Origin of the sequence: Sphingomonas floccifaciens (assembly GCF_042681125.1) — a bacterium.
GTDB classification, from domain to species: Bacteria; Pseudomonadota; Alphaproteobacteria; order Sphingomonadales; family Sphingomonadaceae; genus Sphingomonas; species Sphingomonas floccifaciens.
This window is the reverse complement of the sequence record NZ_JBHUFC010000001.1, coordinates 446,498-457,746: the sequence shown is the minus strand read 5'-3', so window position 1 is coordinate 457,746 and position 11,249 is coordinate 446,498. Positions and strand designations below refer to the sequence as shown.

The window sequence follows — 11,249 nt, the reverse complement described above, 5'->3', positions numbered from 1 at the left end:
CCAGGGTTACGGAGGACATAGCGTGCGGCCCTAGGCTCCCGCCTGCGCGGGAGCACGGATCAATGCTGCTCACGCGGGCTCTCCATGATCTCGGTCAGCACCCCGCCCATGTCCTTGGGATGTACGAAGAAGATCGGCGTCCCATGCGCGCCCGTTCGCGGCTCGCCGAGTACCTTCGCCCCCTTCGACCGGAACCACGCCAGCGCCGCCTGGATGTCCGGCACTTCGTAGCAGAGGTGATGCTGCCCCCCGGCCGGGTTCTTCTCCAGAAACGCCCTGATCGGCGAGGCGTCGCCCAGCGGCTCGATCAGTTCGATCTGGGTGTTCGGCGTGTCGACGAAGCAGACCCGCACGCCCTGCGCGGGCAGGTCGAAAGGCTCGCCGATCGCCGTCGCGCCCATCACGTCGCGGTAGACGGCGATGCTATCGTCGATCGATGGCGTCGCGACGCCGATGTGGTTGAGGCGGCCGAGGATCATGACTCACGATGCTCCATCCGGTCCGCGACCGCGTTCTTCAAAGCTTGCTTAACTTCCGCATCGAGATGAACGCTCGCCACCCCGTCGATGGCACCCTGCAAGGCCCAGACGGCACAAAGGCTGACGTCGCGCGGGTAGGCAGCTTTCATTCGGCAATAGGTCTCGACCGCGCCGAGTTCGGCAAGGCGTTCCGGCGTATCGACACCGACATCAACCATCCACCCGGCACTTTTCGCGGCGATGTTCTTCAACGCGACCAGGCGTTCGATGTCACAGCGGAATATTGTCATGCTTCTTCCACGGGTTCTCCAGCTGCTTGCCCCGTAGCTTCCGCAGCCCCAGCGCGATCCGCCGCCGCGTGGAATGCGGCATGATCACTTCGTCGATGAAGCCCTTCGAAGCCGCCACGAACGGGTTGGCGAAGCGCGCCTCATATTGCTGGGTGCGCTCGGCGATCTCCTCGGGCGTCTTGCCCCGGAAGATGATCTCCACTGCGCCCTTCGCGCCCATCACTGCGATCTCCGCGGTCGGCCAGGCGTAGTTCAAATCGCCGCGCAAATGCTTCGACGCCATCACGTCATAGGCCCCGCCGTACGCCTTGCGGGTGATGACGGTCAGCTTGGGCACCGTCGCCTCGGCATAGGCATAGAGCAGCTTGGCGCCGTGCTTGATGATGCCCGAATGCTCCTGCGCGACGCCCGGCAGAAAGCCGGGAACGTCGACGAAGGTCACGATCGGGATTTCGAACGCGTCGCAGAAGCGCACGAACCGCGCGGCCTTCTTCGACGATGCGATGTCGAGCACGCCGGCCAGCACCATCGGCTGGTTGGCGACGATGCCGATCGTGTGCCCCTCCATCCGGGCGAAGCCGCAGATGATGTTGGCGGCGTGGGCGGGCTGGACCTCGAAGAAATCGCCTTCGTCGACGACCTTCCGGATCAACTCGTGCATGTCGTACGGCTGGTTGGCGGACGCCGGGATCAGCGTGTCCAGGCTGTCGATCGTGCGGTCCCAGGGGTCGTCGGTGGGGCGCACCGGCGGGGCCTCGCGGTTCGAGGCCGGAAGGAAGTCCACGAAGTCGCGGGCCGCGAGCAGCGCCTCGATATCATTGTCGAAGGCTACGTCAGCCACCCCCGACTTCGTGGTATGCGTCACCGCTCCGCCCAAATCCTCCTGCGTGACGATCTCGTTGGTAACGGTCTTCACTACATCAGGCCCGGTGACGAACATGTACGATGAATCCTTCACCATGAAGATGAAGTCGGTCATCGCTGGGGAATAGACGGCGCCGCCCGCGCATGGCCCCATGATGAGGCTGAGCTGGGGCACGACGCCGGAGGCAAGCACGTTGCGCTGGAACACTTCGGCATAGCCGCCCAGGCTCGCGACACCCTCCTGGATGCGCGCGCCGCCGCTGTCGTTCAGGCCGATGACGGGGGCGCCCACCTTCATCGCCATGTCCATGATCTTGCAGATCTTCTCCGCATGGCGCTCGCTGAGTGAGCCGCCGAAGACGGTGAAGTCCTGGCTGAACACGAAGACCAGCCGGCCGTTGATCGTGCCGCTGCCGGTGACGACGCCGTCGCCGGGCACGGTCTGCGCTTCCATGCCGAAGTCGACGCAATTATGTTCGACGAACATGTCGAGTTCTTCGAAGCTGCCATGGTCCAGCAGCACGTCCAGCCGCTCGCGCGCAGTCAGCTTGCCCTTGGCATGCTGGGCGGCGATCCGCTTCTCACCGCCACCCATACGGGCGGCTTCACGGCGGCGTTCGAGTTCTTCGATGGTCGACGACATGCGCGCTCCTTCTTGGCTCCGTCTGTGATTGGAGCGGGGCGGAGAGGCAAATGCAATGTTGCAAAATCAACCATGAGTGATTTGCAAACCCCCTCCGTTCGTGCTGAGCTTGTCGAAGCACTGCCCTTCTCTTCGTGCCGCGTCGCCCTGAGGCACGAAGGAAGGACAGCCCTTCGACAAGCTCAGGGCGAACGGAGTTGGATATGGTCGCACCGCGCCGCCGCCTGTTCGCCGGCCCCGAAGTCCGCGCCCTCCGTACCAAGGTCGGCGCGAGCCAGGTGCAGCTCGCCGCGACGCTCGGCATCTCGGTCCCTTATCTCTCGCAGATCGAGAGCAACGACCGCCCCCTCACCCCGGCCGTGCTCCTTGCCCTCGCCCGCGCCTATCCCGACGACTGGGGCGGGATCACCGGAGTCGACGAGCCTTTGCTGGTGGCCGCCGCGACCGCCGGGGGCGACCCGAGCATCGCCGCCCCGGTGTCCGAGGACGTGCTGCGCCGCGCGGTGGAGCAGCAGCCGCAGGTCGCGCGCCGGCTGGTCGCGGTCCATGACGCCTACCGCCGCAGCCAGGAACAGCTGCGCCTGCTCGACGATACGGTCGAGGCCGGCAGCGGCGACACCAGCCGCCTGCCGTGGGAGGAAGTGCGCGACTGGTTCCACGCTGCGGGCAACTACATCGACCCGCTCGACCGTGCGGCGGAAAGCTTGGCGGCAGAGATCGGCACCGGCACCGCGGCGCTGGCCGAGCGGCTGCGGGCGCGCCACAGAGTCACGATCGACACGGTCGACACCGGTGGCCGCCAGTTGCGCGCCTATGACGCCGACACCCGCCGCCTGGCGCTCGACGGCGCGCTGCCGCCGGAGAGCCTGGCGTTCCTGCTCGCCCACACGCTCGTCCGGCTGGAGATGGCGGAGGCGATCGACGCGACGATCGCGGGCGCCGGGCTACGCTACGAAGCGTCGCGCGGGCTGCTCGCGGTCGGGCTCGCCAACTATGCCTCGGGGGCGCTGACCATGCCCTATGCGCAGTTCCGCGGCGCGGCGGTGGGCTTGCGGCACGATATCGACCGGCTGCGGCGACGGTTCGGGGTGAGTTTCGAACAGGCCTGCCACCGGCTGTCGACGCTCCAGCGGCCGGGCGCGGCGGGCATCCCGCTGTTCTTCCTGCGTGTCGACATGGCGGGCAACATCACCAAGCGCCACTCGGCCACCCGCCTGCAATTCGCCCGCTTCGGCGGCGCGTGTCCGCTCTGGGTGGTGCACGAGGCGGTCGCGATCCCCGACCGCATCCTGGTCCAGCGCGCCGAGATGCCGGACGGTACCCGCTATGTCTCGATGGCCAAGGGGCTGGTGAAACCGTCCGCCAGCTACGCCCGCCCCCCGCGGCGCTATGCGGTGGCGCTGGGGTGCGAGGAGGCGGACGCGGCGGACTTCATCTACGCCGATGGTCTCGCCGCGCAGGCCCCGACCCCGATCGGCATGAGCTGCCGTATCTGCCCCCGCCCCGACTGCGACCAGCGCGCCTTCCCGCCCGCGGGCACGACGCTGAGCATCGATCCCGACGTGCGACCGGTGGTGCCCTACGGCTTCGGCTGATCCAGTCCGAAGATTGTCGCGGTTTAGATCCGTAAATATGGCGCATGCCCACAGCCCGTGAGCATGCGCCGAACATCATATTAATCGAAAAGTATAAGTTTAGCAGTCAGCGGCCGCAGCTTCCATCGCTGCATAAGCCTCAAGCATGGCGAAATAAGAATTACTTTGCGCCTGCTGGATTTGAGCCACTGTATCGTTATACTCTAAAGAGCAGAATACTGTATGATCAGTGTTCTGACCATTCCCACTTTTCTCACATAACTGCCACTGATTCCAAGCATCCTGCATTTGAGATGCGTAAGCACTTTCATCTTCTAAATACTGATTGTAAGCGTTCTGATAATTTTGCTCTGCTTGATAATATGATACGCAGAAATCATCTGCTGCCCGAACGGGCTTAACAAGCAACATCGATAATGCCGCAAAAGACGCCAAAAACTTTAGCATGCTACTCTCCCATGAGACTGGAAGTCCCATTGGAATATTTTAAACATAAGCAGTTTTGTCAATCCTCGTTGCTCTACAGTGCGCAAGGCATAATGGAAAAAATTTGTTTTAACAGATTTTTAAAAATGACAGGTTCGTTACTTTCCACCGAACTGGGCACGCGCGCCGATCAGGACCCGCATCCCACCATATTGCAGGCGCATGATCTTCGGTGTCCCGTCCGCGAACTGGACATATTTACCGGTCGACACGGTCTGCGCTTCGCGGGTCAGGTTGCGACCCTCGACGTAGATCTGGAAGTTCCGGTTGAGGTTGTACGACATCTTGGCGTCAATGAACGTGCTGCCGTCGATGAAGCGCGGCACACCCGGATTCCAGCCCGGCGCAACCAGGCGGACATTCGCCCACTGCTCGCCCGGATAGTTGATATCGGTCGTATTTCCGCTCGGGCACGGCGTGATGCAGCTGAACCGCGAGCTACGCTTCTGATACGCCAGGCGGAAGTTGAACTTGCCGTCATCATACCACAGCGAAGTGTTGATATAGTATCGGGACTCGTCGACCGGCGGCATCACGTCGCCGGTCAGCGGATCCTGCTGGCCCGTCGTCACCGACGACGCCAGGATCGACAGGTTGGCATCGACCCCGGTGTGCTTGAAGATCCACGGCAGGAAAGTGAACGCGGTCTTCGCGTTGAATTCCCAGATGTCGCGCTTGTACCCCGGTCCGTTGTCATAGGTGGGGTAGGTGAATTCCAGGTCGGCAAGCGCGGCGCCGGTCACGGGATCCTTCGCATCGCTGCCCGCGAACGGCCGGCCCACTGCGGTCACCTGGATCGGGTTGCCGATCTTCACATCGAGCTTGCCGTAAGCGACGGAGAACAAGGTGTCCGCATTCGCATACCATTCGAGCGCGGTGTTATAGCTCCACGCCGTGAACGGCTTCAGCCCCGGATTGCCGACGCGCTGGGTGCAGGCGAAATCGTCCACGCCGGGGTCGAGCACTTCACGCTCGTCATAGGCGATACAGCTGCCGCTCGGGATCTGGAAATCGAGGCGCGGACGCGCAACCGTCTTCGAACCATAGAAGCGCAGCACCACGCTGTCGTTGAAGCCCCACAAATTGGCGTTGAAGCTGGGCAGCCAGTCGCGGGTCGAGCGATTGACCGTCAGCGGTGCGCTGAACGTCTGGGTGACGAAACCGCTGCTGTTGTTCGGGTCGAGCGGATTGTAGGTCGACGTGACCCGGATCGCCTGGATGGTCTGCAGGCCGCTCGCCTTCACATCGACGAACACGCCGCGCAGGCCGACGTTGCCGTCGAACCGCATGCCCCAGGGCAGACGCGTCTCGAAATCGGCCATCGCATAGACGTTCTTGATCGTCTCGTTCGCGCGCGTGACGGGCTGTTCATACGTCTTGCCGTCGCTGCCGGTGCAGGTAATCAGGCAGTCGGCATTGATGAACTGGTTGGCGCCCAGCGCCTGGAACAGTTCGTCGGTACGGATGCCCTGCCACGACGGCGGCAGGTTGCCGCGGTTCGGCAGATCGCCGAAATATTGCGAATCCGGTGCTTCCAGCGTGCGGGCGAAGAGATCGCGCAATTGTGCCGGTGTCAGTGTGTCGACACCCGAGCGAACGGAAGACGGGTTGGTGCTGGGGACGAAGCCGTAGTTGCATGGCTGCGTCGAAGTCGACGTCGGTTCGCAGGCGCGGAACGAGCCGCGGACGATTGCAGTCGGAACGACGACCGCCGGAACATAGCCCGCGGTACCGTAAGTCCCCCGCTCGCTCGACACGGTGTAGCCGCCGTTGCCCCAGCGCTTGATGTCGTTACGCCGATACATCGCGCCGGTCTTGATTCGTGAAATGAACGGGATCAGGTCGCGGGTCTTCCAGCCGAGATCGAACTTGCCGGTCATTTCCGACGCGACACCCAGCGCAGGCGTGTAGGTCACCTGAAAGCTGGGGGTCGTCAGCGGCTGCTGCGCGATCGTATAGGCGGTGGTGCCGGTCGGATTTGTGAAGCTGGGTGCCGCCGCGGTGATCGCGGCGGTGGCCGGGCGCAACTGGACGAAATTGGCGACGGCGGTTTCGTCATAGCCGGCCGGCAGGTCGATATCGTACAGACCGTTCGGCTGAAGCCGGATCGTCGCATTGCCATAGGTGTAGGCGCGCGACGTACGCATGTCGCCGCGACTGGTCTGTGCGCGGGTATAGCCGGCCCATAGATCGGCCTCGACCCGATCGCTGCGCCATTCCGCGCCGCCCTGCGCATATTTCGTCTTGGTCAGGATGCGATTTTCGATCTGGTCGATCGTCACCGAATTATTGGTCAGCGTCATCTCGGTGACGTTGTGGTTCGCGTCCACCTTCACACTGCTCGGAACAACGTTCAGGACGTTGCCCAGGACGGCGTTGTTACTGACATTGTTCAACCCATATTGCGGGTCGAACAGATAATAGCCGCTCGCTGCACCGGACGCGGACACCGACCGGGTTCGCGGATAGCCGGTCGTCGTATCGACGAACGTGCCGGTGACGTTCTGATTGAACATCGTGACCGGGCTGCGCGTGCGGAACTGGTCGCGGACGTCGCGGTTGGCGATCGTGCCCTTTGCGAAGATCGTCAGATTGTCGGTCAGGCGGTAGTCGACGCGGCCATCGAAGGAATAGCGCTGGTCGTTCTGCGTCGACATGAAGTTGCGGATCAGCGACGGGGTCGCATCGTTCCACTGATTCAGACAGCTTTGCTGCTCCAGCGTGCGCTGTGCGCGTTGCGCGGCCGAACCGTTCGGATTGAACGGAAAGATGGTGAGACATTCCGCCTTCGACTTCGCGCCGGCGGCCAGCGTCACCAATTCACGCGGCGTCAGCGTCGTCCCGTCGGGTGCGATGCTGTTGGCGAAGGCCACGTCGGCGGCGTCCGTGCCGACCGTCGCGGGATTGTAGGTAAACGTCTTGTCCGGCGAATTGTCGAAGTCGAACAGCCGAGAGAAACCACGCGTGTTGCTCGTCGTATTCTCATAGGAATGGCCGTTGTTCTGGATCTTTGCATAGCTGCCGCTGACGATGATGCCGAGCCGATCGTCGAACAGCTTCGTCGCAGCGACCGCATTGGCATCGGGCGTCCAGTTCTTGCCCAACGAGTTCGCCTGCGTGCCGCCCCGCACCGACAGATAGGGCCTTTTGAAATCGAGTCCGGTGCGGGTCTTGATCTGAACGGTGCCGCCCAGCGACCCCTCGGTCATGTCGGCCGTCGCTCCCTTGACGATGTCGACGGTCTTGACCAGTTCCGCCGGCAATTCACGCAGGTCGGCGCCGCGGCTGCCCTGGCCGGGGATGGCGAGCGCGTTGGTCGCCTGCACGCCAATCCCATCCAGCTCGACACGCGTCAGGTCCGGGCCGTTGCCGCGGATCGCGACGCCGTCGCCTTCGCCGAATTCGTTGCGGCTGAGGGCGACGCCGGGCACGCGGCTGATCGCTTCGTTGACGTTGCGGTCGGGGAAGCTGCCGATGTCGTCCGCGACGATCGAGTCGGTCGCGGTGCGGGCGTCCTTCTTGCGCTGGTTGGCGGATTGCTGGCTGGCGCGCGAGCCGACGACCAGGACTTCCTGCGCGGTCGTGTCGTCGACGGCGGAGCCGGCGGGGTCGGGAGCGCCCGTCTGCGGCGCGGCCTGCGACGTCGTCTGCGCAGCGACCGTGGTCGGGCCGAATGCCAGTACCAGGCCCAGCGCCATCCACGACGTCGTCGCCGCGACCTTACGACGCTGCGTGTTCCGATCAGTCATCACCCTCTCCCGTTTCCATCCCTGTTTCCGGCCCGTTATCGCCGGTTTCGAGCATCCCATAGTTTGGGATCGCCGAACAGATTTTGAGATACCATCTAACTCAGACAAATGCAAATGGGTGGTGGCTGAATGGCGCGGGTCTTGGGGCAGCGTATCGTCGGTGAGCGGAAACACGCGGCGCTCCGGCCTGCGCTGGAGCACGGAACCTTAGGTTCTTGTGTAGAGCCTGAAGCGATCAGTTTTGCTCCCCCCGTTGGCCCTGAGCGAAGTCGAAGGGCGGCTCTCCGCAAGGTGCTTCGACTTCACTCAGCACGAACGGTTGGACGAAGCTGATCGAAACCGATCCTAGAGACGAGTGCTGCGGCACAGGTCGTTGCCGCCGCAGCCCCGGACGATGCAGGCTATACCATAGCCTCGCCCAAGGTCAGATGTCGGTCAGGCCCAGACGATAGAGCCGGTTAGCCGTGCCCGCGAACAATTCGCGGCGCTCGGCATCCGTGAAACCGGCCGTGATCTCGGCATAGGCGTCGAGATGCCGGGCGAAGCTGCCGAACAGCTTGTCGGTCGGAAAATCGCTGGCGACCATCGCACGCGCCGGACCGAAGATCTCGATCGCCTCCAGCACATAGGCGCGCGCCTGGTCGAGCGACCACGGCCGGTGGGTGAAGCCCATGCCCGACAGCTTGGTCGCGACGTTGGGCAGGCGGGCAAGCGCGCGCATGCCTGTGCGCCATTCGTCCCGCTCGCCGGGCACGGCCATGCCGGTGTGGTTGACGATCACCTGCGTATCGGGATGCCGCTCGATCAGCGCGGCGAGGTGCGGAAACTGGCCGGGATAGGCCTGGAGGTCGAAGCTGAGGCCGTACTTGCCCAGCAGCGCGAAGCCTTGTTCCCACGCCGCGTCACGCGTCACGTCGCGCGGGGAATAGGTGCGGCGCGGATCGGCGTGCCAGTTGACGATGTGGCGGATGCCGCGGACGTTGGCGCGCGCGGCATGGGCGGCAAGCAACGGCTCCACATCCGGGTCGGCCAGGTCGGCGAAGGCGACGATCGCGGTTGGCATCCGGCGCGCGTCGGCCATCGCCTGGAGCCAATCGGTTTCCTTGAGCGCATCGCGCGGGTCTGCGCCGGCATCGACATGGACGATGCCGCGGACATCCCAGCCGCTTGCATCAGCGAGATAGTCGTCGAGGCCATAGTCGCGCGCGATCGGCTCGACGCTGCCGTTGGGGCCGTCGTCGGCGAAGGGCGGGGTCAGCCAGGGGTAGCGGATGTGGTTGAGGTCCCACAGGTGGACGTGGGCGTCGATGAAGGGGATATCGCGTGCCATTCTCTACTCTCCCGTCGACCCCATCTCCGTTCGCCCTGAGCTTGTCGAAGGGCCGTTCTTTGATCCGCACGCGCGTCGTTCGCGGCACGAAGTACGGTGCTTCGACAAGCTCAGCACGAACGGGGATTGGGGCACGCCCCTCGCCCCCTCACCATCGTCATCCCCGCGAAGGCGGGGATGACGGGGGTTGGTGTGGTCGTCCGTCAGCCGATCAGTACGTCGTCCGCCCACCCGATGTGTCGAAGGTGCTGGCGGTCGTGAAGCTGCATTCCTCGCTCGCCATGAAGCACACCATCGCGGCGCTTTCGTGGACTTCGCCGAGGCGCCCCATCGGGATTTTCGAGCGCATGTAGTCGACCTGGCTCTGCGGCAGCTGCGCGAGGATCGGGCTTTCGAACGTCGCCGGGGTCAGCGCGTTGGCGATGACGCCCTTGCCGGCCAGTTCCTTGCCCACACTCTTGGTGAAGCCGAGCACGCCCGCCTTCGTCGCCGAATAAGCCGATGCGTTGGGGTTGCCTTCCTTGCCCGCGACCGAAGCGACGTTGACGATGCGGCCATAGCCTGCCGCCAGCATGTGCGGGACGATCGCGCGGTTGCAGTAGAACAGGCCGTTCAGGTTGACGTTCACGACCTTCAGCCAGCTGTCGATCGGGAATTCGTGCACCGGCACCGTCGCGCCGGTGATCCCGGCCGAGCAGACGAGGACGTCTATCTTGCCCAGCGCGGCCAGGCTTTCCGACGCCGCCGCGGCGACGGCATCGGCGTCCGACACGTCGACACCCACGCCGTGACAGCCCAGCCGCTCGGCCGCCTCTTCCAGACCGGCCGTCATGTCCCAGATCGATACCTGCCCGCCCTCGGCAATGATGCGCTCGGCCACCGCGTGGCCGAGACCAGACGCGCCACCGGTGATGACCGCGGTGCGCCCCGCGAAGCGTCCGGCGTAGATGCTCACTTGGCGGCGTCCCAGGCGACGAAGTCCTGACGCTGTTCGCCCAGCTTCTCGATGCCGAGCTCTACGACGTCGCCCGCCTTCAGATACCAGGGCTCCGGCTTCTGGCCGAGACCGACGCCCGGGGGCGTGCCGGTGGTGATGATGTCGCCGGGCAGCAACGTCATGATCTTCGAGAGATAGGCAACGATCTGCGCAACGGTGAAGATCATCGTCTTGGTGTTGCCGTCCTGAACCTTCTTTCCGTTCACGGACAGCCACATGCCGAGATTCTGAACGTCGCCGACCTCATCCTTGGTGACCATCCACGGGCCGACGGGTCCGAAGGTCGGGAAGCCCTTGCCCTTGTCCCAGGTCATGCCGCGTTCGGTCTGCCAGTGGCGTTCCGACACGTCGTTGACCACGCAATAGCCGGCGACGTGGTCGAGGGCTTCGCTCTCCTCGATGTTGTGCGCCTGCGTGCCGATGACGATGCCGAGTTCGACTTCCCAGTCGGTCTTCTTCGAATCCTTCGGGATGCGAACCGGATCGTTCGGACCCTGGATACAGCTGACCCATTTGTTGAACACGACCGGCTCTTCCGGGATCGGCAGGTTCGATTCATGCGCGTGGTCGACATAGTTCAGGCCGATCGCGACGAACTGGCGCGTGCCGGCGACGCAGGGGCCGTAGCGCGGCGTGCCGTGGACGAGCGGCAGCGTCGACGGGTCGATCGTCGACAGGTCGCTGAGCGTCTGCGGGCTGAGCGCGCGCGCGTCGACGTCGGCGATATAGGCGTGCAGGTCGCGGATGCGGCCGTCGGCGTCGATGACGCCGGGGCGTTCCTCGCCCGGGTTACCGTAGCGGCAGAGCTTCATCGGT

At 64.2% G+C, this 11,249-nt stretch carries 9 protein-coding genes; 1 reads left to right on the top strand and 8 read right to left on the bottom strand.

Annotation, left to right across the window (positions count from 1 at the left end):
* Positions 1-59: 59 nt before the first annotated feature.
* Genes mce through ACFSC3_RS02085 form a run of 3 tightly spaced genes read right to left on the bottom strand, consistent with a single transcriptional unit; the run spans position 60 to position 2,276 of the window.
* Entirely contained in the window at positions 60-479 is a 420-nt protein-coding gene (gene mce / locus ACFSC3_RS02095; protein WP_380938247.1) for a methylmalonyl-CoA epimerase, read from the bottom strand.
* On the bottom strand, positions 476-769 hold the full coding sequence (locus ACFSC3_RS02090; RefSeq protein ID WP_380938245.1) for a TfoX/Sxy family DNA transformation protein: 294 nt from the start codon (positions 767-769) through the stop codon (positions 476-478). Before ACFSC3_RS02090 ends, mce begins: the two co-directional genes overlap by 4 nt.
* On the bottom strand, positions 750-2,276 hold the full coding sequence (locus ACFSC3_RS02085; protein ID WP_380938243.1) for an acyl-CoA carboxylase subunit beta: 1,527 nt from the start codon (positions 2,274-2,276) through the stop codon (positions 750-752). Before ACFSC3_RS02085 ends, ACFSC3_RS02090 begins: the two co-directional genes overlap by 20 nt.
* Positions 2,277-2,479: 203 nt before the next feature.
* On the opposite strand from ACFSC3_RS02085, the gene ACFSC3_RS02080 reads away from it, so the two are divergent.
* The gene (locus ACFSC3_RS02080) at positions 2,480-3,871 is read left to right on the top strand and encodes a helix-turn-helix domain-containing protein (RefSeq protein ID WP_380938241.1); all 1,392 of its coding nucleotides are present in this window, start codon (positions 2,480-2,482) and stop codon (positions 3,869-3,871) included.
* Between the two features lie 99 nt (positions 3,872-3,970).
* Here ACFSC3_RS02080 and ACFSC3_RS02075 read toward each other — a convergent pair whose 3' ends face one another.
* The 5 genes from ACFSC3_RS02075 to ACFSC3_RS02055 all read right to left on the bottom strand — a co-directional run bounded on the left by ACFSC3_RS02075 (position 3,971) and on the right by ACFSC3_RS02055 (position 11,245).
* A complete protein-coding gene (locus ACFSC3_RS02075; RefSeq protein WP_380938239.1) occupies positions 3,971-4,318 on the bottom strand; it encodes a hypothetical protein in 348 nt (115 codons plus the stop codon).
* A gap of 137 nt (positions 4,319-4,455) precedes the next feature.
* On the bottom strand, positions 4,456-8,106 hold the full coding sequence (locus ACFSC3_RS02070) for a TonB-dependent receptor (RefSeq protein ID WP_380938237.1): 3,651 nt from the start codon (positions 8,104-8,106) through the stop codon (positions 4,456-4,458).
* A 424-nt stretch (positions 8,107-8,530) separates the two neighbouring features.
* Positions 8,531-9,436, bottom strand: coding sequence for an amidohydrolase family protein (locus ACFSC3_RS02065; protein ID WP_380938235.1), 906 nt, complete (start codon positions 9,434-9,436; stop codon positions 8,531-8,533).
* A gap of 211 nt (positions 9,437-9,647) precedes the next feature.
* Entirely contained in the window at positions 9,648-10,391 is a 744-nt protein-coding gene (locus tag ACFSC3_RS02060) for an SDR family NAD(P)-dependent oxidoreductase (RefSeq protein ID WP_380938233.1), read from the bottom strand.
* Entirely contained in the window at positions 10,388-11,245 is an 858-nt protein-coding gene (locus ACFSC3_RS02055; RefSeq protein ID WP_380938231.1) for a fumarylacetoacetate hydrolase family protein, read from the bottom strand. Before ACFSC3_RS02055 ends, ACFSC3_RS02060 begins: the two co-directional genes overlap by 4 nt.
* Between the last annotated feature and the right edge of the window lie 4 nt (positions 11,246-11,249).

What these genes read in the sequence shown, in the direction of transcription:
- mce (WP_380938247.1), bottom strand. Translation starts at nt 479, where the DNA reads ATGATCCTCGGCCGCCTCAACCACATCGGCGTCGCGACGCCATCGATC.
- ACFSC3_RS02065 (WP_380938235.1), bottom strand. Translation starts at nt 9,436, where the DNA reads ATGGCACGCGATATCCCCTTCATCGACGCCCACGTCCACCTGTGGGAC.
- ACFSC3_RS02090 (WP_380938245.1), bottom strand. Translation starts at nt 769, where the DNA reads ATGACAATATTCCGCTGTGACATCGAACGCCTGGTCGCGTTGAAGAAC.
- ACFSC3_RS02080 (WP_380938241.1), top strand. Translation starts at nt 2,480, where the DNA reads ATGGTCGCACCGCGCCGCCGCCTGTTCGCCGGCCCCGAAGTCCGCGCC.
- ACFSC3_RS02085 (WP_380938243.1), bottom strand. Translation starts at nt 2,276, where the DNA reads ATGTCGTCGACCATCGAAGAACTCGAACGCCGCCGTGAAGCCGCCCGT.
- ACFSC3_RS02070 (WP_380938237.1), bottom strand. Translation starts at nt 8,106, where the DNA reads ATGACTGATCGGAACACGCAGCGTCGTAAGGTCGCGGCGACGACGTCG.
- ACFSC3_RS02055 (WP_380938231.1), bottom strand. Translation starts at nt 11,245, where the DNA reads ATGAAGCTCTGCCGCTACGGTAACCCGGGCGAGGAACGCCCCGGCGTC.
- ACFSC3_RS02075 (WP_380938239.1), bottom strand. Translation starts at nt 4,318, where the DNA reads ATGCTAAAGTTTTTGGCGTCTTTTGCGGCATTATCGATGTTGCTTGTT.